This is a genomic window from Pseudomonas sp. LG1E9 (assembly GCF_003290225.1).
Lineage (GTDB): Bacteria > Pseudomonadota > Gammaproteobacteria > Pseudomonadales > Pseudomonadaceae > Aquipseudomonas > Aquipseudomonas cyclaminis.
The window spans coordinates 1,516,753-1,538,781 of sequence record NZ_CP029983.1 but is presented as its reverse complement, the minus strand read 5'-3'; the positions used below and the strand labels follow the sequence as shown (position 1 = coordinate 1,538,781).

Here is a 22,029-nt window from a genome sequence, read left to right as displayed (position 1 = left end):
AAAGAAGCAGTTGAATCAACTGGCGGCGTTGATACGGCCGATCAGGGAGCCGGCTTCAAAGTAATCACCCGCCTGTTTGGCAATCTGAAGTTCACCCGCACAGGGGGCCAGAATCGATGTTTCCATCTTCATCGCTTCGACCACCGCGATCACTTGCCCGGCACTGACCGATTCGCCATCGTCGACGACCCAGGTGTGCAGGTTGCCTGCTACCGGCGTCAGTACCGCGTGCGGATCAACCGCCTCGCGTGCGCTTGTGCTTTCGCTGGCGGGACCGGCGGCATTGAGGCTGACACCGCGCAACAGGGCCGCAGGCAGGCCTAGCTCATGGCGCTTGCCGTCGATCTCGACAAAGGTACGCAGCACGTCAGGGTCGGCCGACATGGCGTTGCGCGGCGCGATGGTGATCTGTTCGGCGAAGTCGGTCTCGATCCAGCGGGTGTGCACGGCGAAGCGATCGGCACCGGTGAAGTCGGCATGATCCATCACGGCCCGGTGGAAAGGCAGTACCGATGCGATGCCCTCGATGTTGAATTCAGCCAGTGCCCGGCGTGCACGGGCGATAGCCTGTTCGCGGGTGGCGCCGCTGACGATCAGTTTGGCCATCATCGAATCGAAGGTGCTGGGCACGCGTGAACCGCTGGTCACGCCGCTGTCCAGGCGCACGCCCGGGCCCGAGGGCGGCACAAACTCGGTAATTTGCCCCGGTGTCGGCAAGAAGCCCTTGCCCGCATCTTCGGCGTTGATACGAAACTCAAAGCTATGGCCGCGTGGGGTTGGCGTCTCGCTGAACGACAAAGGGAAACCGTCGGCGATGCGCAGTTGCTCGATCACCAGATCGACGCCGGTGGTTTCTTCGGTCACCGGGTGCTCGACTTGCAAGCGCGTGTTGACCTCAAGAAACGACAAGGTGCCATCCTGACTGAGCAGGAACTCCACCGTGCCGGCGCCGACGTAGCCGGCCTTGGCGCAGATATCGTGGGCGGACTGATGAATGCGCTGGCGCTGCGCATCGCTGATAAAAGGCGCGGGCGCCTCTTCCACCAGCTTCTGGTTGCGTCGTTGCAGCGAGCAGTCACGCGTGCCGACGACCACCACCTTGCCGTGTTTGTCGCCCAGAATCTGCGCTTCGATGTGCCGAGGGCGGTCGAGGAACTGCTCGACGAAACACTCACCGCGACCAAAGGCGGCTTCGGCTTCTCGCACGGCCGAGGCAAACAGCTCGGCGACCTCATCCAGGCGCCACGCGACTTTCATGCCGCGCCCCCCGCCGCCGAAGGCTGCCTTGATGGCAATCGGCAGGCCATGCTGCTCGGCAAAGGCCAGCACTTGGGCGGCGCTTTCAACAGGTCCGGGTGTACCCGCAACCAGAGGTGCGCCGACCTGCTGGGCCAGTTTCCGCGCTTCGACCTTGTCCCCCAGCACGTCGATGGTCTCTGGGTTGGGACCCACCCAGATCAAGCCAGCGGCGATCACTGCGCGAGCAAAGTCGGCGCGCTCCGACAAAAAACCATAACCCGGGTGCACGGCATCGGCGCCGCTGCGTTTGGCGATGGCCAGGAGTTTTTCGATATCCAGGTAGGTCTCTGCCGGGCGTTGGCCATTCAGCGAAAACGCTTCGTCCGCCTGGCGCACATGCAGGGCGTCGATGTCCGCGTCGGCATACACCGCGACAGACTGCACACCGTAGTCGCGACAGGCGCGGGCGATGCGGACGGCGATTTCACCACGGTTGGCGATCAATAATTTTTTCATGGAGTTGTCTTCGCATCGGCAGTTGAAGAAGAGGCGTCTGTGCTGGGTCGGATTTCGTGGAATCCGCCCAGGGGGTTGAAGCGAATCTGCGCGTTGATCGGTATCTGCCCCGCCAGGTCCAAGTGGTGTGTCGCCACTGCGGCGATCACCGGGTAGCCACCGGTCAACGGATGGTCGGCCAAAAACAGCACGGGCTGGCCGCTGGCTGGCACTTGGATAGCGCCGACGGAGGTGCCTTCGCTGGGCAGTTCCTGAGGGTTGCTGCGCGTCAGCGGCGCATCACCGGCCAGGCGAATGCCCACCCGATTGGACTGCGAGGTCACGCGCCAGAGCTGGCTGCTCAGGCGCTGGATCGCGTCTTCGGTAAACCAATCGGTGCGCGGCCCCATGACCACATCAAGGGTAACGATATGGGTCGCCGTCGGCAGCTCAAAGGCCGGGGCTTCGGTCAGCGATACGCTGGTGCCCGTGGTCAGGGTGGTGAAGCCCAGACGATCACCAGCGGCAAGTGCCGCAGGGCCGACCTGGGCCAACGTGTCCGTAGACAAGCTGCCGAGCACCGGCGTGACATCAAAACCGCCACGAATGGCCAGGTAGCTGCGCAGGCCCGCCAGCGGTGCGCCCAGACTGACACGGTCACCCACGTCCAGTTCGATGGGTTGATAGTTGCTGGCCGGCCATTGCAGGCCAGTGGCGTTGGTGATGGTGACCAGCGTGTGCGCACCGGTGATCGCTATCACCGCACGGCCATGGCTAACGAAGCTCAAGCCGCCAAGTACCGACTCTACGCAAGCCATGTCCGAGCGATTGCCCACCGCGCGGTTGGCGGCGCGCAGGGCGCCGAGGTCGAGCGCACCAGAGCGGGAGACGCCTTGACCGGTTTGGCCGGGCCGTCCCATATCCTGCAAGACGCTGTGTAACCCAGGATGGATGATTTCCAGATAAGCACCGCTGGGGGCGGCGGGACGCAGTGCCGCAGCGGGGGTTGGCAGGCCGTTGGTCGGGAGCGGGCCGGCGTCGGTAAAGCGCACTTTATAACCAGGGCGCAGCAGGGCCGGCTCGGTGCGGTTCAGGTCCCACATCTGCAGGGGCGTGACACCGATGATCTGCCAGCCGCCAGGACTGGCTTGCGGATAGACGCCACTGAAATCCCCGGCCAGCGCCACGGCACCCGCCGGTATGCGGGTGCGAGGGGTTTGTCGGCGCGGCACCTGGAAACCGGCGCCGCCCGTGAGGTAGGCAAACCCCGGCGCGAACCCACAAAAGGCCACGCTGTAGTCATGGGCGGTGTGGCGCTGTATCACTTCGTTACGGCTGATGCCGAGCAGCGTGGCGACCTCGTCGAGGTCTTCGCCGTTGTAATGCACGGGGATTTCCACGCGGCGCTGTTCGCCCTCGCGGCGCTGGCTCAGGTCCCGGCCGGCGATACGATCGACCAGCGCCTGACGCTCGATGGCGCTGGGGCGAAACTGGATCAGCAGCGTCCGCGCAGCAGGCACAATTTCTTCCACGCCCGCAATAGGCTCCGCCATCAGGGCGTCGAACAAAGCCAAGGTCTCGTCGAGATCGTTCAATTCGACGAGCAGGGTGTCCAGGTTGACCGGTAGAAAACGCACGGGAGACTCCTAGACGTGATAGGTGCTGTCAGGCACATCGGTAATGAACATGTGGCCAGGGGCGTGGGTGATCGCGAAGGGCACGCCCGACGCCGCCACCGCCGCCTGTGGCGTCACACCGCAGGCCCAGAACACCGGGACTTCGCCGGGCTCGATGCGCACGGCATCGCCGAAATCGGGTCGACTCAGGTCATGGATGCCCAGTAGCGCGGGCTCTCCGATATGCACCGGAGCGCCGTGGACCGACGGATAACGCCCGGAGATGCCACTGGCCTCGGCCACACGATCGGCCGGGATCGGGCGCATGGACACAACCATTTCACCCTGCAAACGTCCCGCCGGACGGCAAGCGCGGTTGGTCCGGTACATCGGTACGTTGCAGCCATCGGCGATATGCCGCACTTCGATGCCGGCTTCTTGCAAGGCGGTTTCAAAGGTAAAGCTGCAGCCAATCAAAAACGCCACCATATCGTCGTGCTCGGCCCAAGCCTGGGTGGCATCGCTGACTTCCTCGACCAGCTTGCCGTCCCGCCAGATGCGATACAGGGGGATGTCGGTACGCAGGTCGGCGCCTTCAGCCAGCAGTGTTCGCGGGCTGCCCGCGTCGCTGACGTCGAGAATCGGGCAGGCTTTCGGGTTGCGCTGGGCGTACAGCAGAAAGTCGTAGGCCCATTCGCGCGGCAAGGCGATCAGGTTGGCCTGGGTCATGCCCGGCGCGATGCCGGCCGTGGGGGTGACCAGCCCGCCACGGTAGGTTTGACGCGCGTCCTGGGCAGCGGCAATGGCCGCTCGGCGGGCGCGGGCGAGCGTATTCATGGACGACCTCCGGCGAACGGTTGCAGCGACAGGTTGGCCTGCTCCAGCACTCGGCGCAATTCGCGAGCCATCGCTACGGCGGCAGGGCTGTCGCCGTGGACACAGATCGAGTCGGCCTGGATTCGGGTGAGCGTGCCGTCGATGGCTTCGATGGTGCCGTCTTGCACCAGGCGCAACATGCGTTGAGCCACAAGCTGCGGATCGTGCAGCACGGCGCCCGGCTCGCGTCGCGAAACCAGGGTGCCTTGCGGCGTATAGGCACGGTCGGCGAAGGCCTCGGCGACACACTGCAAGCCCTCGTTACGTGCCCACTCAATCAGCTCGGAGCCAGCCAACGCCACCAGGGTCAGCGTGGGATCAATGGCACGGATGGCGGCGATCACCGCCAGCGCCTGGCGACGGTCGTGGGCAATGGTGTTGTACAACGCGCCATGGGGTTTCACGTAACGCACCGAGGTGCCGGCAGCCTTGGCCAGGCCTTGCAGCGCACCGATCTGGTAGATCACGTCGGCGGTGAGTTCATCGCTGGCCAGGTCCATGTTCCGTCGACCGAAACCCACCTTGTCCGGGTAGGCAACGTGGGCGCCAATGGCGACATTTCTTGCGGCGGCGGCTTTGAGTGTCCGCAGGATGCCTGCAGGGTCGCCGGCGTGGAAACCACAGGCGACGTTAGCGCTGGTTACCACATCGAGCATGGCGTCGTCGTCGCCCATGCTCCAGGCGCCGAAGCTTTCGCCGAGGTCGCTGTTGATATCTATCGTTGGCATTCACGTAACTCCTTTTTCGTTATCCGGCTCAGGCGACGCTGAGGATGGCAAAGATCGGCACAACGGATTTGATCGCCATGTACCAGGTCAGCAGGCAGGTCAGAGCGCCCAGGACCAAGAGCCAGCGTGGGTAATGGTAACCGCCCATGAGGTCGGATCGGCGCCAGCCGACGTAGATAAAGATGCTCAGGCCGATGGGCAGTATCAGACCGTTGAACCCGCCGGCAAACAGCAGCAGTGCGGCAGGCGCGGTGCCCAACAGAACAAAGATCAGCAGCGATACGGCGATGAACACAGTGGTGGCACGGTTGCGACTCTGCTCGGTGATGTCCGGCTTGAATACGGTGATAAAGGAAATGGACGTGTACGCGGCACCGATCACACTGGTGATGCTGGCGGCCCAGAGGATGAGGCCGAAGATGCGCAGGCCGATCTGTCCCGCGGCTGCCTGGAAGGCTTGTGCAGCCGGATTGGCGCCCTGCCCCGAGGTGTCGATGACGACGCCGCTGGCAACAACGCCAAGGATGGCGAGAAACAGGATATAGCGCATAAGGCCGGTGACCAGGATGCCGCTCAGGGCCGCCTTGGTCACAGCCTGGAGGTTTTCGACGCCGGTAGCACCGCGATCCAGCAGTTTATGAGCCCCCGCATAGGTGATGTAGCCACCGACCGTGCCTCCAACAATGGTGGTAATGGTGGCAAAGTTGATCTGGTCCGGAAGGACGGTCTGGTAGAGGGCTTCACCCAGAGGCGGGTTGGAGGCGAAGGCCACGAACAGCGTCAAGCCAATCATCACCACGCCCAGCACGACGATCAGCCGGTCGACGGCCAACCCGGCGCGGTGAGAGAGGAAGATGCCGATAGCCAGCAGGGCGCTCAGGCCACCGCCCCACTTTGCATCAAGCCCCATCAGCGCATTCAGACCCAGCCCGGCACCGGCGATGTTGCCGACGTTGAATACCAGCCCACCGAAAATCACCAGCACTGCCAGCAGGTAACCGCTGCCTGGAATCGCTTTGTTGGCCACGTCTGCGGCACGCATTCGAGTCAGGGAAACGATACGCCAGACGTTAAGTTGAACCACGAAATCGATCAGAATCGACGCCAGGATACCGAACGCAAATGCCGCCCCCATCTTGGCCGTGAACGTGGCGGTCTGGGTGATGAATCCAGGGCCGATGGCAGACGTCGCCATCATGAAAATCGCGGCGATCAACGAAGCGCGCCGCGCTTTTGTGAACGCTTGAGGGGTCTGTGTCACGGCATCATTCCTACAGTGAGAGGTAGTTTGACTGAGCAATGAGCATGCCAAGACCCAGGCAAACACCCTGAAATGTAGATTCATCAAGGCATTCTTGTTGAACAATCCATATCCTATAGTTGAGCGATTGGCACCAAATTGTTACCTCATACCGCGCATGTGCTACTTAATGACGCATACGACGCGCGTCATCCTTGTGCCACTCACCCGCTCTGATGGAATAATGGAGCGGTTTTCTCACCTAGGATTTTTTATGAACGACGCCTCTTCCGCCCTGCCAAGATCACTGGGAGAAACCATCACCCAGGAAATTCGCAGGATGCTGGTCGAAGGCGAGCTCGTGCCCGGCCAACGCCTTTCAGAAGCGGCACTGGCCGAGAACCTGGATATTTCGCGCAACACGTTGAGAGAGGCCTTCCGGGTCCTGACGCGTGAAGGGTTGCTCAAACACGAACCCAACCGCGGCGTCACGGTGGCGGAACCGGACATGGGGTCGATCATCGACATCTACCGGGTGCGCCGCTTCATCGAGTGCAAGGCGATCGCACAGGGTTACCCCCAGCATCCAGGCACGCTGCACATGCGCGAGGCGGTCGAATTGGGCGTGCGTGCGCGCGAAGCGAAAGACTGGGGCGCGGTCGGCACGGCCAACATGATGTTCCACACCGCTATCGTCGAACTGGCCGACAGCCCGCGCCTGCTGGTGTTCTACGGTCAGATCTCGGCTGAATTGCGGCTGGCGTTCGGGCTGCTCAACGACCCTCAGTTCTTACATTTGCCGTTTCTCAATATGAACGCTTCGATACTGCAGTGCGTTGAGGAGGGCCGGCCAGACGAGGCGACTGTCATGCTGGATGCCTACCTTGTGCAATCGGAGCGAACGGTGTTGGCCGCCTACGAACGCAGCCTGAGGCGATAGTCACCCAGCGCCCTATCAAATGAGACAACTTCTCATTAGTATGCCTGCTATTCGCGCAACGCAGCAGTAAGGTATCGGGGCCATGGAGACAGGGACGCCAGGGGATCAGGAAAAACTCAGCGCCGTTTTTATCGGGCAGCGCAGTGCGTTAATCCGTATGCTGTCGCGCGTCGTCGGCTGTTCGAACCAGGCGGAGGACCTGGCCCAGGAAACCTACCTGAAGGTAGCCAAGGCGCTGTACGCCCGCCCCATCGAACACTTGAAGCCGTTTCTTTATCAAACCGCGCAGTACCTGGCCTTTGACCATTTGCGCAGTGTGCGCAGCAAAAGGCGCTATGAGTGCCATTTGGCCGAAAGCCTGGTGGTCGAAGTGCCCACGACGGCGCCCGGGCCGGAGAGTCAGGCTCAGGGCCAGCAGCAACTGCGGCAGTTTCAACAGGTGCTCGCTACCTTGCCCAAACGCCAGCAACAAATCCTGGTTTTACATCGACTGCACGACCTGTCCCAAGGCGAGATCGCCCAGCGCCTGCAGGTATCGTTGAGCACGGTGGAAAAGGACCTGCGCCAAGCCCTCACCGCCTGCGTCAAGCAAACGACCTACCATGATTGATCGCCCCGACATTCCCGATGCCGTACGTGAGCAGGCAGCCGACTGGTTCGCGCTGCGCGATGAGACAGCGCGCAACCTCATCACCCGCCAGCGCTTTGAGCAGTGGCGCACGGCCGATCCCCGGCACGCCAGCGCGTATGCAGAACTGGATACGCTGTGGGAAAACCGCGCCTTCGAACAGGCCTTGAAAGACCTCGCCGTCGGCCTCGAATTACCCCCGGCCCCGCTAATCGCCAAGCCTCCCAGGATGCGTTTGACGGCCGCCGCTGCTACCGTGTTGCTCGCACTGGGCATCGGCTGGATGGCCGATGTGCCGATGCGCCTGCAAGCCGATCACATGACCGACGTTGCGCAGCTGGAACGCTTTGACCTCGAAGACGGCTCGCACATCGTGCTGGGCAGCCACAGCGCAATCAGCACCGCCTTCGACGGCGCGCATCGACGCATCAAGTTGCTGCGCGGCGAGCTCTACGTAGAAGCCGCCCATGATGCCAACCGCCCCATGAGCATCGAGACCGCCGAGGCCAGCGTGACCGTGGTCGGCACGCAATTGAGCGTCAGCCAGCGCGGCTCGGGGGTCACCGTCGCCGTGCGCCAGGGCCAAGTGCGCTTCGCCGACCGCAAGGGCGAACAGAGCCTGTTGCACGCGGGCAACTGGCAACAGTTGCGCGATGGACAGTTGCAACCGCTGTCACTGGAAGGCAGTGAACGGCAGATGGCCTGGATCAACGGGCGGCTGTCGTTCCAGAACGCGCCACTGGTGCAGGTACTCGAAGAGATCCGGCGCTATTACCCGGCGCCGATCCTGTTATTCAACGATGCCGCCGCCAGTGAGCGCGTCAGCGGGAATTACCAGTTGGATGACCCCCTGGCGATCGTAAAGGCATTGAGTAAAGTCACGTCCACCCAGGTCCAGCGCCTGCCCGGTGGCATCCTGGTTATCCGCTGACACAGAGCCCCGACACCGTCGAAAAAAGTTTTACGGCTTTCGAAGGTTCAACCCGTCAAGAACTTTGCCTTTGCAAATCATTCCTATTTCTAACGGGGCTCACATGCACTTTCCAGCATTCAATCCGACCCATGCCCGCAGCGTCCTGGCGCTCGCCATTTGCCTGGCGTGCAGCCACGCGGTTGCCGTGGAACCGGCGGGCCAGCTGGCCACTCGCGAAGCGGCGGACACCCGCAGTTTTGCCATCGCCGGCCAGTCGCTGGTCAATGCCCTGGATCAATTGAGTGTGCAGAGCGGGCTGCAAATTGCCTACACGGCTGACCTGGCCCAGGGCGTCGAATCGCCCGGTGTCAACGGCCGCATGACCGCCCTGGAGGCGCTGGCCCAACTGCTCGAAGGCACGCCGCTGAGCTTCGAGCGAAACGGTCCCAACGCGGTGCTGCTAACCCGCACCGAACAGCCCGGCGCAGCCTTGCAACTGGGCACCACCACGGTGATCAGCAACCAACTGGGCACCGTCACCGAAGGGACCGGTTCCTACACACCTGGGACCATCGCCACGGCCACGCGCCTGGTGCTCACACCCCGTGAAACGCCGCAGTCCATCAGCGTCGTCACGCGCCAGCACATGGACGACTTCGCCCTCGACAGCGTCGACGACGTGATGCGCCACACACCCGGCATTACCGTCTCGGCCTACGACACCGACCGCAGCAACTACTACTCGCGCGGTTTCTCGATCAACAACTTCCAATACGACGGCATCCCCTCGGCCGTGCGCAACGTGGCCTATTCGGCGGGCAACACCCTGAGCGACATGGCTATCTATGACCGCGTCGAAGTGCTCAAAGGCGCCTCCGGCCTGCTCAGCGGCGCCGGCTCCCTGGGCGGCACCATCAACCTGGTGCGCAAGAAGCCCACGGCGGAGTTTCTCGGCCACATCACCACGGCAGCCGGCACATGGGACAACTACCGCACGGAAGTGGACGTCAGCGGCCCGCTGACCGAAACCGGCAATGTGCGCGGGCGTGCCGTGGCGGCGTATCAGGACAGCAAGTCGTGGATCGATAGTTACTCGAACAAAAGCTCGGTGTTCTACGGCATCCTTGAATTCGACCTGTCGCCCGACACCCTGCTCACCGTCGGCGCGGACTATCAGGACAGCAAACCCAAAGGCTCGACCTGGTCCGGCAGTTTCCCGCTGTTCAACTATTCGGGTGCGCTCAACGATGCCAAGCGGTCTTTCAGCAATGCCACCGACTGGAGCAGTTGGCAGCAATACACCCGCACGGTGTTCGCGAACCTGGAGCACGACCTCGGCGACGGCTGGGTGACCAAGCTGCAACTGGACCACAAGCTCAACGGCTACGATGCCCAGCTGGGCGCGATCCAGTTCTACCAGCCGGCAGCGGACGGTACTGCAGACATCAACGCGCAGCGCTACAAAGGCGAGACCACCAGCGATTCAGCCGACCTGTACCTCAGCGGCCCGTTCAACTTCCTCGGCCGCGAACATGACCTGGTGGTGGGCGGCTCGATCAGCACCGCCCATTGGAAGGGCAAGGGCTACTGGGATGAAACCTTCCCCACGGCCAACCTCGTCGACTACTTCAACTGGCACGGCAACCTGGCCAAGCCCGACTGGGGCGTGGCCTCGCAAGTCATCGACGACACCATCCGCCAGACCGGCATGTACGTCACCACCCGCTGGAACCTCACCGATGACCTGAAACTGTTGCTGGGCGGTCGCGTGGTCGACTACACCCTGACCGGCAGCACCGACACCTACCGTGAAACCGGTCGTTTCATTCCCTATGCCGGGGCCATTTATGACCTCACGGAAAACCTGTCAGCCTATGTCAGCTACACCGATGTGTTCATGCCCCAGGAAAGCTACAACCTCGACCGCGACCGCAAGCTGATCGACCCGGACGAAGGCGAGAACTACGAAGTGGGCCTCAAGGGCGAGTTCCTTGACGGTCGCATGAACGCCAGCCTGGCGTACTTCGAAGTCAAGGAAAGCAACCGCTCCCTCCCCGACGACGCTTACAACAACCAGACGCCAACCCCGTCCAACTTTGCCTTCAAGGGCACCGACGCGACGACCAAGGGCTATGAGTTGGAACTGTCCGGCGAAATCGCCCCCGGCTGGCAGTTGCAAGGTGGCTACACTCACAAAGTGGTGCGCGACGATGCCGGCAAAAAAATCTCGACCTTCGAACCCGAAGACCAGGTGAGCATGTACACGATCTACAAGCTCAAGGGCGAGTTGGACAAAGTCAGCGTCGGCGGTGGCCTGCGCTGGCAGAACACGGTGTGGCAGGACATCTACAACAGCCCCAAGGGCACTACCGATGAATTCTCCCAGGAGTCCTATTGGGTGGTGGATTTGATGACGCGCTACCAATTCACCAAAAACCTGTCGACCACGCTGAACCTGAACAACGTGTTCGATAAGCACTACTACACCAACGTGGGTTTCTATAACTCCGCCATCTACGGCGCGCCGCGTCACTTCATGCTGACCACACGCTGGGATTTCTGATGACCTGGCCACACGGCCTATCCCAAGGCAGGCCGCTTTTGACGCCCTGCTTTGCCACTGTTAGTGTCCAGCCTCCCACCACACGGAGTGCTTCACGGTGAAACTGGACATCTACCAAGTCGACGCCTTCAGCCAACATCCTTTCGGCGGCAACCCGGCAGCCGTGTGCCCGCTCACCGAGTGGCTGCCTGACGATCAACTGCAAAGTATCGCCGCCGAAAACAACCTCTCCGAAACCGCCTACTTCGTGCCCCGTGATGGGTTCTACGAGTTGCGCTGGTTTACCCCCGAAGTCGAGGTGGACCTGTGTGGCCATGCCACGCTGGCGGCGGCGTGGGTGCTGATTAATCAGTTGCCCGATGCACCCGAAGTGCTGCGCTTTTCCACCCGCAGCGGCGAGCTGCGGGTGACACGCGATGGCGATGAGTTGGCGATGGATTTCCCGGCCAAGACGCCGCAGCCCTGTGAGCCGCCAGCCGGCATGTTGAGTGCCCTGGGGATCGAGCACGCCGAGGTATTCAGCACCGATGACTACATCGTGCTGGTGGCCAACGAAGCCCAGGTCGCTGCGCTGACGCCGGATTTCGCACGGCTCAAGGGCCTGCCTAAACGCGGGATCGCAGTAACCACCCAAGGCACGCAGTTCGATTTTATTTCGCGCTGGTTCGGGCCGAACGTGGGCGTCAATGAAGACCCGGTCACGGGTTCTGCGCACACCTCGCTCGCGCCGTTCTGGGCTGCACGCCTGGGGAAAACAACACTGACGGCGGAACAAGGCGGTAAACGCAAAGGCCAATTGCGCTGCGCGCTCAAAGGCGACCGAGTGATCATTTCCGGCAAGGCCGTGTTGTACATGCAAGGCACGATCTACCTGTAATCGGCAGCAACCAGGGACAACAGATCATTCTCAAAATGAACGGAGTTCACCACGTGTTTTCGATTTCCCGCCGTCAGTTGTCGGTTATTGCCGCAGCCCTGGCCCTTGTGGCCTGCCACACCCCGGTCAACGAACAACCACCGGCACCGGAGCTGGGCTCGGGCTATCGCACCGACCTGAGCACGCAGCACGCGCAACGGCATATGGCCGCCGCCGCCAACCCGCTGGCCGCCGAAGCCGGCCGCGCGATGTTGCGCCAAGGCGGTTCGGCGATTGATGCCGCCATCGCCATGCAGGCGGTGTTGACCCTGGTGGAACCGCAATCCTCCGGCATCGGCGGCGGTGCGTTCATCATGCTGTGGGATGGGGAAAAGGTGCGCGCCTATGACGGCCGCGAAACGGCACCGGCCGGGGCGACGCAGCGGTTGTTCCTCAATGCCGACGGCACTCCCATGGCCTTCACCGACGCGCAGATCGGCGGGCGCTCGGTGGGCACGCCCGGTGTGTTGCGGGCCTTGGAAATGGCCCATAAGAAGAGCGGCCACCTGCAATGGGCCAAGCTGTTTGAACCGGCGATCCGCTTGTCTGAGCAAGGCTTCGCGATTTCACCACGCTTGCACAGCCTGATCGCAGCAGACCGCTTTATTGCGCAATCGCCAGAGATGGCCGCCTACTTTCTGAATGCCGATGGCACGCCCAAAGCCGCGGGTACGCTGCTGAAAAACCCGGCGCTGGCCGCCGTGTTCAGGCGCATCGCCACAGAGGGCCCGGACGCGTTGTACCACGGGCCGATTGCCTATGAGATCGCACGCAAAGTACAGGGCAATCGCAACCCGGGCAGCCTGTCCCAGACCGACCTCAAGGCTTACGCGGCCAAGGAGCGTGAACCGCTGTGCACCGATTACAAACGCTGGAAAATCTGTGGCATGCCGCCGCCGTCGTCAGGTGGGATTGCGGTCGCGCAGATCCTCGGAACGTTGCAGGCCCTGGAAGCCCGCGATCCGCGTCTGGCTATTGCACCGATGACACCGATCAAGAGCGCCTCGCCTGCCGGGCTTGAGCCAATGCCCGAGGCCGTGCACCTGATCGCCGAAGCCGGCCGCCTGGCCTTCGCCGACCGCGCGCTGTATGTGGCTGATGCGGACTTTACGCCGGTGCCGGTGGCTGGCCTGGTCGCGCCGAACTACCTGGCCCAACGCGCCACGTTGATCAGTGAACGCAGCATGGGCATCGCCAAACCGGGCCAGCCTGCGGGCATTCAAGTGGCTTACGCGCCGGACCGTTCGCCGCTGCGCATCTCCACCTCGCAAGTGGTGGCCGTGGATGACTGGGGCGGCGCCGTGTCGATGACCACCACCGTGGAAGCCGCGTTTGGCGCACATGTAATGGTTCAGGGCTTTTTGCTCAACAACCAGATGACCGACTTCTCGTTCATCCCCGAAGAAAACGGCCAGCCCGTCGCCAACCGCGTACAACCCGGCAAACGCCCGCGTTCGGCCATGGCGCCGACGCTGGTATTCGACCGCAAGAGCGGTGAGCTGCTGGCCACGGTGGGTTCACCGGGCGGCTCACAAATCATCGAATATGTGAGCAAATCCCTGGTGGCCATGCTCGACTGGAACCTCGACCCACAGGCCGCCATCAGCCTGCCCAACTTCGGCAGCCGCAACGGCGCTACCGAGTTGGAAGCCGGTTTGTTCAGCCCTGGCGTGAAGCAGGCGTTGAAGGACAAAGGCCATGCGCTGAGCGAGATCGAGATGACCAGCGGCGTGCAGGCGATTGTTCGCACGCGGGATGCTCAGGGCAAGGTGTCGCTGAGCGGCGGCGCGGATCCTCGGCGTGAAGGCGAAGCCCTGGGGGATTGATGAACACACAGCCTCCCTCGCCACAAATCCGCGTCAAGGCGTGGCAAGTCAGCGGCTGATCTTCAGCCCCTTGCGCCCCGCATGCCGTTCCAGCGCCAGCTCAATCAAGCGGCTTACCAACTCGCTGTAGCTCATGCCCGCCGCCTGCCACAGCTTGGGGTACATGCTGATGCGGGTGAAGCCGGGCAGTGAGTTGATTTCGTTGATCAGCACTTCGCCGTCTGCCGTAAGAAACACGTCAACGCGTGCCAGGCCTGAGCAGCCCAACACCTCAAACGCTTCAATGGCCAATTGGCGGATCCGCTCGCTGGCCTCGGGGCTGATCGCCGCCGGCACCACCACCTGGGCCGCCTGGTCGTCGATGTATTTGCTGTCGTAGGAATAGAAACCGCTGCTCACCACAATCTCGCCGCAACCGCTGGCGATGGGGTGTTCATTGCCGAGCACGGCACATTCGATTTCACGGCCTTGCACGGCCGATTCGACCAGCACTTTTTCATCAAAACCCAAGGCCAGCTCAACCGCCGCGTGGTACTCGGCTTCCTTCGCCACTTTGCTCACGCCCACCGACGAACCCTGGTTGGCCGGTTTGACGAACATCGGCAGACCGAGTTTATTCAGCGCAGTGTCGAAGGAAGTACGCGCAGCGTTGCTGCGGGTCAGGGTAATGAACGGCGTCACCGCAATGCCCGCGTCGCGCAGCAGGCGCTTGCTGATGTCCTTGTCCATGCACACCGCCGAACCGAGCACGTCGGAGCCGACGAAAGGCAGGTCAGCCATGCGCAGCAGGCCTTGCAGGCAGCCGTCTTCGCCAAGGGTGCCGTGGACGATGGGGAAGATCACATCAATGTGTGCCAGCAGGTCGTTGCCAGAGGTTTCCACCACTTGCTGGCTGGCTTTGCCGGGCACCACCGCCAGTTCGCGGTTGGATTGGTTGAGGGCGATGAGCGCCGGGTTTTCCTGGTTGATCAGGAAGTTCGAGGTGTCGTTGAGGTGCCAATGGCCAGACTTGTCGATGCCGATCAGGACGGGCTCGAAGCGCGAACGGTCCAGCGCGTCGACGATATTGCGCGCCGACTGCAATGACACTTCGTGTTCAGCCGAACGGCCCCCAAAAATAATACCGACCCGCAGCTTGCTCATGACCCGACCTCACAAATAAACGTCAGGCTTCTTACCACGGGCCGTCAGCGATTTGCTAGATGTGCGCCGAACAACACGTAGCAACCGCCGGCAAAACGATCGAGCCATTTGCGTGAGCGACTGTAGAGACTGGCCATATGCGCACTGGAAAACACCAGCGCCACGCAGGAATACCAACTGAACGACAGAGTAGCCATGAGGGTCACCAGCATAGGCCGCCCCCACCGCCCGCACAATCGTACAAGACCCCGGCAGACAGGCGATGCAGACTGGGTTAACGTAATTCCCTCTCTTTTTGTGACAAGCCACCATGGGCAAACCGACCCCCACCTTCGACTGGCTGCACCGCGCCCCGCACGCCAGCGGCCTGGACCGTATCGAGGCGTACTTTGCGGGCTTTGCGTTCGATCCCCATCGCCATGACACCTACGCCATCGGGCGTACCTTGTCCGGGGTGCAGAGCTTTCACTATCGCGGCGACATGATCCACAGCCTGCCCGGCACGACCATGGTGCTCCATCCCGATGAGACCCACGACGGCCACGCTGGCAGCGACGAGGGCTTCAAGTACCGGATGATCTACGTGGAGCCGTCGCTGATCCAGCAGATTCTCGGCGGCAAGCCGCTGCCGTTTATCCCCAGTGGTTTATCCACCGACCCCAGGCTGTTCCGCGCCAGCGAAGTGCTGCTGCAGAACCTCGATCACCCGATTGATCCACTGCAGGAGCAGGACGCGATGTTCGACCTGGCCCACGCGCTCAGCACTGCCGCCGGGGCCATCATCAGCCGCAAGACCTTCGATTACGTGGCCGCCGAACGCGCCCGGGAATTTATCCACAGCGCCCTGGGCCGCAGCATCACCCTGGATGAAATGGCCGAGCACGCCGGCCGTGACCGCTGGGCGTTGTCGCGGGATTTTCGTGTTCTGTTCGGCACCAGCCCCTATCGCTACCTGACCATGCGCCGCCTGGATCTGGTGCGCAGCCTGCTGGCCCAAGGGCGTTCATTGGTCGATGCAGCCTTGACCGCCGGATTCACCGACCAGAGTCACATGACCCGGCAGTTTCGCAGCACCTACGGCATGCCGCCGTCGCGCTGGGTGAAGATGCTGGGGCGCTGAGTCAGCGACTTGAGATCGGCTCTTCAAACGAAAAAACCTACGACACCTCAGCATCAGCCCTACGGGTCAGGTCGATAGCTGGTTTGCGAATTGCCCTACGGCGCTGACCACCTTCTGGGCGCCGTTCTGGATTTCCACGATCACCGTACCCGCCTCCGCTGCCAGGGCCAGGCCCTGCTCGGCTTGCAGGCGGCCGTCGGTCATCAGCGCCACGGCGTCGCGGGCCATGTCCTGGTTCTGACGCACCACGCCGACAATTTCTTCGGTGGCTTTGCTGGTACGTGACGCCAGTTGGCGCACCTCATCAGCCACCACCGCAAAACCGCGGCCCTGCTCGCCGGCACGCGCCGCCTCGATGGCCGCGTTGAGCGCCAGCAAGTTGGTCTGTTCGGCGATGCCACTGATGGTCTTGACGATGGTGCCGATCACCTGGGATTGCGCATTCAGCGCCTCGATGCCTTCACCAGCCTGTTGCATATGCGTAGCCAGGTCGCGCATCACCTCGACCGCCTGAGTCACCACCGTGGTGCCGCGCTGGGCGCTGCTGTCGGTTTGCAAGGACGTGCTGTACGCAATGTTCGCGGCGTCGGCCACCGTCTGTTCACGGTTGACCTGATCGGTGATCACCGTGGCGAACTTGACCACTTTGTACAGCCGCTCGTTGGCGTCCAGCACCGGGTTGTAGGTGGCTTCCAACCACACCACCTGGCCACGGCTGTCCACACGTTTGAAACGCGATGCGACGAACTCACCGTTGTTCAGTCGCTTCCAGAAGGCCTGGTACTCGTCGCTGTTGTATTCCTGCGGCTCACAGAACATACGGTGATGTTTGCCCTGGATCTGCGCCAGGCTGTACCCCATGCCGGCAAGGAAGCGATCGTTCGCGGTGAGCACATGGCCGCCCAGGTCGAACTCGATCACGGCGGTGGAGCGTACCAACGCGGTGATCAGGTTTTCATGCTCACGCGACGCTTCGATGGTGCGCGTGAGGTCGCTGGAAAAAATCGAGAAATGCTTGATGCGTCCATCGGAACTGCGCACCGGCTGCACGATGGAGCGCAGCCAGGCTTCCTGGCCATTGCCACGCATCAGCCGCACGGTGCCAGCGAAGTGTTCGCCACGGCGCAGGGCATTGTTGAAGCGCTGCTGGAATTCATCCCGGCGCACATGGGCCGGCACCAAGTCTTCAATAGGGCGCCCTACAATGTTGCTCGACTGGTAGGCCAGTTCCTGCAGGAAATTGGCATTCGCCCATTCCACCCGGCCATCGGCGTCCAGCGTCAGGCACAACATTTCGCTTTCCAGGCTCTCCTTGACCTGCTGCAAGCTGGACAATTCTTCGCGAAGAGCCGACAGCTCCTGCTTCAAACGGGTGTTGAACATTAGGCACCGATGGTCAATTGGAGAGAGTGATCTGACCTGCATCGGCCCTGAGGGGCTTTTCTGAAGCGAACTTCAGTGCCATACCCGACTGTTTTTTTTGACGCCGTTAACCGCCGTTATTTCGACACACGCCCATGACTTGATACTCCAGTGTATTGAGGGCGCCGCTGGAGTCTTCATAGGTCATGCGCGACGGCACCGGGTTACAGGAGCGGATCGGCGGCGTGACACTAACCACCTTGGCAATGTCCAGATCCATGCCATAGCGATACACCTGTACTTGAGGCGCCGGCTTGCCCTGCTTTTCGGCATAGGCGGCCATGGCCTTTTCATTGCGCTCCATCATCAGGGCAAAGGTGCGATCACCGCCGTTTTCGGCCAGCGCCCCCAATGACAACGTTGCGATCAATACACCCAAGCCAACGCGATAAAAGTTCATGGTTGATTCCTCGACTGAAAGTTCAGTGCCGAGACTAACCAGCGCACCCTGTCATGAGGTTCACCAGAACATTACTTATTTGTTAGATGCCGGTGAGTTTCCAGAATTGTAATGTTCAAGCCACCTGATCGTTATCCACGGTTTGCAACTATCAGCCCGGGCCAGATCAATAAGAACGCCCACCTCCATAAGAAGCTGATCACTGCCAATACCGAGGAGCGAAACATGCACATCCGTTATTACAGCCTTCCCCTTTCACTGTGCGCCGCGCTGCCCTTGGCCGCTGTGGCCGTGGAAGACAAGGCCGAAGGGTTTATCGAAGGCAGCAGCATCAATGTGCTCGCACGCAATTTTTACTTCAATCGGGACGACCGCAAGGGCCAGTCCAGCCCAACCGGCAATGGCTATTCCGAGGCCTGGGCCCAGGGGTTGATCGGTAAATTCGAGTCCGGCTTTACCCAAGGCACCGTGGGGTTTGGCCTGGACGCGTTTGCCATGATCGGCGTGAAGCTCGACTCGGGCACCGGTCGCAGCGGCGGCAAAGGCTCGTTCGGGGTCATGCCCGTGGACAGCAACAACCATCCCGAAGACAGCTACAGCAAAGTCGGCGGCGCGGCGAAACTGCGCGTGCTGGACACGGTGGTCAAGGCCGGCGACGTGTTCCCGCTCACACCGGTAGTGGCCTACGGCGATTCGCGCGTACTGCCGGAAAGCTTTCGCGGCGTGACCTTGCAGAACACCAGCCTGGACGGCCTGACCTTGCAGGGCGGGCGCCTGGACGGCATGAGCCAACCCACCCAAAGCGGCATGAACAAAGGCTTCGCAACGTTTTACGCAGGCCCCGTCGACTCGCCCTGGATCGCCTATGGCGGCGGCGATTACCAGCTCAACAAACACCTCAGCCTGAGCCTGTACGGCAGCCGCCTCAAGGACGCGTGGAACCAGTATTACGCAGGCAGCGCCGCCAGTTACCCGCTGAGCGACGACGTCTCGTTGTTCGGCGACGTCAACGTCTACAAGGCGGTGGACGAAGGTAAAAAACTGCTCGGTGAATTCGATAACACCATCTGGAGTGCCCGGCTCGGCGCGAAGGTCGGCGCTCACAGCCTCGCCGTGTCCCATCAACGCAACAACGGCGATGACGACTTCGACTACCTGCGCAACTCGGACTCGATCTTCCTCAACAACTCGATCCAGTACAGCGACTTCAACTCGCCCAAGGAACGCTCGTGGATGGTCCGCTATGACCTGGACATGCACGCCTTCGGCATCCCCGGCCTGTCGTTCATGACCCGCTACGCCAAAGGCACCGGTGCCGATTACAGCAACGCCAACGCGGTGTACATGCGCCGCGACGGGGCCGGCGACCCGCTTACCAATCAACGCCGCTGGGAGCGGGATATCGAAGCCAAATACGTGGTGCAAAGTGGCAATTTGAAAGATCTATCCCTCAGGCTGCGCCAGGCCACCGTGCGCTCAAGTGCATTCGAATCAGACCTGGAAGAAGTTCGCGTGATTGTCGAGTATCCGTTGGCCGTGCTTTAGGTGGTCCACTTACATTCACTTGCCAATGCCGTACATCTATTAACAAGTTGAAGTCTGTCAGAACTGTAATATCGGCCTCACCTTCTCGTTAAGTTGCACTTTTTATACTGCACATCGAACACACTTCATCTCTGCAGCTTTTGTGTAGCTCCTTTGGAACAGAGATGATTTTTTACGCCCCGTTTGGGGCGTTTTTTTTGTGCGCGCATCCAGCGACGAATCGTCGCAGCGGCCTGACCTGCCTTGACCCTAAAGCTACTTCAGGCTTCAGAGTTTTCCTACAGACCCCTCAGCGCCTCTATGAGGCCATCTCCTTTCGTTTCCTTGAAGGTAAATCCCCATGCGTATCCTTGTGGTTGAGGACGAGCAGAAAACCGCCGATTACTTGCAGCAAGGCCTGACCGAAAGCGGTTACGTCGTCGACTGCGCCGCCAGCGGCATCGACGGTCTGCACCTGGCCAGGCAGAACACTTATGAACTGGTGATCCTCGACGTCAACCTGCCCAACACCGATGGCTGGGACGTGCTGGAGCAACTGCGCCGCGAGGGCAACCAGCGCGTGATGATGCTGACCGCGCGCGGACGCCTGGCCGACAAGATCAAGGGCCTGGACATGGGCGCCGACGACTACCTGGTCAAACCCTTCGAATTTCCCGAGTTGCTCGCCCGCGTGCGCACCTTGCTGCGGCGCAGTGAACATATCCCGCTGCCGGACGTGCTGCGCGTCTCGGACCTGGAGTTGGACCCGCGTCGGCATCGTGCCTATCGCGGCAACCGACGCATCGACCTGACCACCAAGGAGTTCGCCCTGCTGCATGTGTTGATGCGCCAGACCGGCGAAGTGATGACGCGCACGCAGATCATTTCCCTGGTGTGGGACATGAACTTCGATTGCGACACCAACGTGGTGGAAGTCTCCATCAGCCGCCTGCGCGGCAAGGTCGACGACCAGAGCGAAGTCAAGCTGATCCACACCATTCGCGGCGTGGGTTATGTGCTGGAAGCGCGCCAATGAAGACCAGCAGCCTGTCGATGCGCCTGGGCCTGACGGTCAGCCTGATGGGCGCAGGGCTGGTGGTGCTGCTCGCGACCCTCGCCTACCTGGCCCTGACCCACGAGCTGGAAAACCTCGCGCGCAAGGGCCTGGAAAACAAAATGGAGCAGTTGGAACACAGCCTGCGCCAGGACCTCAAACCCCACGACATCGCCGCCCGCCCCCATTCGTTGCTGGACCTGGTGATGGGCCACGACAATATTTACCTGACCATCACCGGCACCCAGCCTGACGCGCCGGTGCTGCTCAGCGTGGGGGCCAAACCCCAGCAGCCGTTGTTGCTCGACGCACCCGCCGGCAAAAACCTGGCCTACGTGAATTGGGTGGACGGCCGCGACAATCGCATCCTCACCGCCACCCACGTGATGCCCCTGCGCGGTGGCGACTATGTGCGTGTATTGCTGTCGCTGGACCGCTCCGACGATGAAGCGTTGCTCAGCGCCTACCTGCGCTCCACCGTGATCGCCGTGCCGTTGCTGTTGATCCTGATCGGCATGGGCGCCTGGTGGCTGGTGCAGCGCGGCTTGGCACCGTTGAAGCAGTTCAGCCATGTGGCCGCCCAGGTCACCACTCAGGACCTGACCCATCGCTTGTCCGTGGATAACCTGCCCAAGGAACTGGGCGAGTTGGCCCAGGGTTTCAACGTGATGCTCAATCGCCTGGATGCCGGCGTACAGCAGCTGTCGCAATTCTCCGACGACCTGGCCCACGAACTGCGCGCGCCGTTGACCAACCTGATGGGCAAGGCCCAGGTGACGCTGTCTCGCGAGCGGCCTTCGGCAGACTACAAGGCCGGGCTGGAGTCCTGCACCGAGGAAATGGAACGCCTGTCGCGCATCGTTTCCGACATGCTGTTTCTGGCCCAGGTCAGCCACCCGGCGGCACGCGCCGAGTTTGGGGCAGTATCGCTGGGTGACGAAGCGCAGCGGGTGATTGAACTGTTCGCCCTGAGTGCCGAGGACAAGCAAGTCACCCTGAGCCTGCGCGGCGACGCCTGGGTGACCGGGGATCGCCTGATGATCCAGCGCGCCATCTCCAACCTGCTGTCCAACGCGATTCGGCATACACCGAGCGGCGCCAGTGTGTTGCTGCTGGTGGAAACCTACGACCAGAGCGTCGCGCTGTCGGTGGGCAACCCCGGTCGCGGCATCGAAGCGCACCATTTGCCGCACCTGTTCGAACGCTTCTACCGCGCCGACAGCAGCCGCACCCGCGCCGAAGGCGGCACGGGCCTGGGGCTGGCCATCGTGCAATCGATCATGCATTTGCATCAGGGCCACGCCGACGTCAGCAGCCAGCCCGGCGTTTTTACACGGTTCAGCCTGGTGTTTCCGCTTCCCTGACAGTTGTAGTGAGCCCACTCAC

17 protein-coding genes and 3 pseudogenes are annotated in these 22,029 nt (G+C 61.9%); 10 read left to right on the top strand and 10 right to left on the bottom strand.

Translation table 11 applies throughout. The annotated features are described in order from the left end of the window. Positions 1-15: 15 nt before the first annotated feature. The 5 genes from DNK50_RS07165 to DNK50_RS07145 are packed head-to-tail and all read right to left on the bottom strand — an operon-like array spanning position 16 to position 6,215. Positions 16-1,755, bottom strand: a complete 1,740-nt coding sequence (locus DNK50_RS07165; RefSeq protein ID WP_112193331.1) for a biotin carboxylase N-terminal domain-containing protein — start codon at positions 1,753-1,755, stop codon at positions 16-18. Then, the gene (locus tag DNK50_RS07160; protein WP_112193329.1) at positions 1,752-3,371 is read right to left on the bottom strand and encodes a 5-oxoprolinase/urea amidolyase family protein; all 1,620 of its coding nucleotides are present in this window, start codon (positions 3,369-3,371) and stop codon (positions 1,752-1,754) included. Before DNK50_RS07160 ends, DNK50_RS07165 begins: the two co-directional genes overlap by 4 nt. A 9-nt stretch (positions 3,372-3,380) precedes the next feature. Next, positions 3,381-4,187 (bottom strand): putative hydro-lyase, encoded by an 807-nt coding sequence (locus DNK50_RS07155; protein ID WP_112193327.1) that lies wholly within the window; start codon positions 4,185-4,187, stop codon positions 3,381-3,383. Further along, entirely contained in the window at positions 4,184-4,954 is a 771-nt protein-coding gene (locus tag DNK50_RS07150; protein WP_112193325.1) for a LamB/YcsF family protein, read from the bottom strand. The genes DNK50_RS07155 and DNK50_RS07150 overlap by 4 nt, the downstream gene beginning before the upstream one ends. Positions 4,955-4,982: 28 nt before the next feature. Then, entirely contained in the window at positions 4,983-6,215 is a 1,233-nt protein-coding gene (locus DNK50_RS07145) for an NRAMP family divalent metal transporter (RefSeq protein ID WP_099583924.1), read from the bottom strand. Positions 6,216-6,534: 319 nt separating this feature from the next. Here DNK50_RS07145 and DNK50_RS07140 point away from each other — a divergent pair, with 319 nt between their 5' ends. From DNK50_RS07140 to ggt, 6 genes are all read left to right on the top strand, one after another. Further along, the gene (locus tag DNK50_RS07140) at positions 6,535-7,134 is read left to right on the top strand and encodes a GntR family transcriptional regulator (protein ID WP_244643795.1); all 600 of its coding nucleotides are present in this window, start codon (positions 6,535-6,537) and stop codon (positions 7,132-7,134) included. An 82-nt stretch (positions 7,135-7,216) separates the two neighbouring features. After that, positions 7,217-7,744 (top strand): RNA polymerase sigma factor, encoded by a 528-nt coding sequence (locus tag DNK50_RS07135; RefSeq protein WP_099583922.1) that lies wholly within the window; start codon positions 7,217-7,219, stop codon positions 7,742-7,744. After that, positions 7,737-8,693, top strand: coding sequence for a FecR domain-containing protein (locus DNK50_RS07130; protein WP_112193323.1), 957 nt, complete (start codon positions 7,737-7,739; stop codon positions 8,691-8,693). Before DNK50_RS07135 ends, DNK50_RS07130 begins: the two co-directional genes overlap by 8 nt. 103 nt (positions 8,694-8,796) lie before the next feature. Then, a complete protein-coding gene (locus DNK50_RS07125) occupies positions 8,797-11,238 on the top strand; it encodes a TonB-dependent siderophore receptor (protein WP_112193321.1) in 2,442 nt (813 codons plus the stop codon). Between the two features lie 97 nt (positions 11,239-11,335). Then, positions 11,336-12,115: a PhzF family phenazine biosynthesis protein gene (locus DNK50_RS07120; RefSeq protein WP_112193319.1), complete on the top strand. Its 780-nt coding sequence runs from the start codon at positions 11,336-11,338 to the stop codon at positions 12,113-12,115. A gap of 35 nt (positions 12,116-12,150) precedes the next feature. After that, the gene (gene ggt, locus DNK50_RS07115; RefSeq protein WP_112193317.1) at positions 12,151-13,980 is read left to right on the top strand and encodes a gamma-glutamyltransferase; all 1,830 of its coding nucleotides are present in this window, start codon (positions 12,151-12,153) and stop codon (positions 13,978-13,980) included. Between the two features lie 48 nt (positions 13,981-14,028). On the opposite strand, the gene ddlA is transcribed toward ggt, so the two are convergent. Together ddlA and DNK50_RS07105 are read right to left on the bottom strand one after the other, a co-directional pair. After that, on the bottom strand, positions 14,029-15,123 hold the full coding sequence (ddlA, locus tag DNK50_RS07110; protein ID WP_112193315.1) for a D-alanine--D-alanine ligase: 1,095 nt from the start codon (positions 15,121-15,123) through the stop codon (positions 14,029-14,031). Between the two features lie 44 nt (positions 15,124-15,167). Then, a pseudogene (locus tag DNK50_RS07105) lies at positions 15,168-15,338 on the bottom strand (lysine transporter LysE); the annotation flags it as partial. A 95-nt stretch (positions 15,339-15,433) separates the two neighbouring features. Here DNK50_RS07105 and DNK50_RS07100 point away from each other — a divergent pair. Further along, on the top strand, positions 15,434-16,243 hold the full coding sequence (locus DNK50_RS07100; protein WP_112193313.1) for an AraC family transcriptional regulator: 810 nt from the start codon (positions 15,434-15,436) through the stop codon (positions 16,241-16,243). A 66-nt stretch (positions 16,244-16,309) separates the two neighbouring features. Here DNK50_RS07100 and DNK50_RS29440 read toward each other — a convergent pair. From DNK50_RS29440 to DNK50_RS07090, 3 genes and pseudogenes are all read right to left on the bottom strand, one after another. Further along, positions 16,310-16,741 (bottom strand): annotated as a pseudogene (locus tag DNK50_RS29440) (methyl-accepting chemotaxis protein); the annotation flags it as partial. 159 nt (positions 16,742-16,900) lie between these two features. Next, a pseudogene (locus DNK50_RS29435) lies at positions 16,901-17,536 on the bottom strand (PAS domain-containing protein); the annotation flags it as partial. Between the two features lie 196 nt (positions 17,537-17,732). Further along, complete coding sequence (locus tag DNK50_RS07090) at positions 17,733-18,065, bottom strand: DUF2790 domain-containing protein (protein ID WP_112193309.1); 333 nt, start codon at positions 18,063-18,065, stop codon at positions 17,733-17,735. A gap of 225 nt (positions 18,066-18,290) precedes the next feature. On the opposite strand from DNK50_RS07090, the gene DNK50_RS07085 reads away from it, so the two are divergent. The 3 genes from DNK50_RS07085 (at position 18,291) to DNK50_RS07075 (ending at position 22,007) form a co-directional block, all read left to right on the top strand. Beyond that, the gene (locus DNK50_RS07085) at positions 18,291-19,610 is read left to right on the top strand and encodes an OprD family porin (RefSeq protein ID WP_112196899.1); all 1,320 of its coding nucleotides are present in this window, start codon (positions 18,291-18,293) and stop codon (positions 19,608-19,610) included. A gap of 340 nt (positions 19,611-19,950) precedes the next feature. Next, entirely contained in the window at positions 19,951-20,625 is a 675-nt protein-coding gene (locus DNK50_RS07080; protein WP_099583913.1) for a heavy metal response regulator transcription factor, read from the top strand. Then, entirely contained in the window at positions 20,622-22,007 is a 1,386-nt protein-coding gene (locus DNK50_RS07075) for a heavy metal sensor histidine kinase (protein WP_099583912.1), read from the top strand. The genes DNK50_RS07080 and DNK50_RS07075 overlap by 4 nt, the downstream gene beginning before the upstream one ends. The last annotated feature ends 22 nt before the right edge of the window (positions 22,008-22,029 follow it).

Bases quoted from the DNA above. Each gene is read 5' to 3' on its own strand.
- DNK50_RS07165 (WP_112193331.1), bottom strand. From the start codon at position 1,755: ATGAAAAAATTATTGATCGCCAACCGTGGTGAAATCGCCGTCCGCATC.
- DNK50_RS07155 (WP_112193327.1), bottom strand. From the start codon at position 4,187: ATGAATACGCTCGCCCGCGCCCGCCGAGCGGCCATTGCCGCTGCCCAG.
- DNK50_RS07150 (WP_112193325.1), bottom strand. From the start codon at position 4,954: ATGCCAACGATAGATATCAACAGCGACCTCGGCGAAAGCTTCGGCGCC.
- DNK50_RS07140 (WP_244643795.1), top strand. From the start codon at position 6,535: ATGCTGGTCGAAGGCGAGCTCGTGCCCGGCCAACGCCTTTCAGAAGCG.
- DNK50_RS07135 (WP_099583922.1), top strand. From the start codon at position 7,217: ATGGAGACAGGGACGCCAGGGGATCAGGAAAAACTCAGCGCCGTTTTT.
- DNK50_RS07130 (WP_112193323.1), top strand. From the start codon at position 7,737: ATGATTGATCGCCCCGACATTCCCGATGCCGTACGTGAGCAGGCAGCC.
- DNK50_RS07125 (WP_112193321.1), top strand. From the start codon at position 8,797: ATGCACTTTCCAGCATTCAATCCGACCCATGCCCGCAGCGTCCTGGCG.
- ggt (WP_112193317.1), top strand. From the start codon at position 12,151: ATGAACGGAGTTCACCACGTGTTTTCGATTTCCCGCCGTCAGTTGTCG.
- ddlA (WP_112193315.1), bottom strand. From the start codon at position 15,123: ATGAGCAAGCTGCGGGTCGGTATTATTTTTGGGGGCCGTTCGGCTGAA.
- DNK50_RS07100 (WP_112193313.1), top strand. From the start codon at position 15,434: ATGGGCAAACCGACCCCCACCTTCGACTGGCTGCACCGCGCCCCGCAC.
- DNK50_RS07090 (WP_112193309.1), bottom strand. From the start codon at position 18,065: ATGAACTTTTATCGCGTTGGCTTGGGTGTATTGATCGCAACGTTGTCA.
- DNK50_RS07085 (WP_112196899.1), top strand. From the start codon at position 18,291: ATGCACATCCGTTATTACAGCCTTCCCCTTTCACTGTGCGCCGCGCTG.
- DNK50_RS07080 (WP_099583913.1), top strand. From the start codon at position 19,951: ATGCGTATCCTTGTGGTTGAGGACGAGCAGAAAACCGCCGATTACTTG.
- DNK50_RS07075 (WP_099583912.1), top strand. From the start codon at position 20,622: ATGAAGACCAGCAGCCTGTCGATGCGCCTGGGCCTGACGGTCAGCCTG.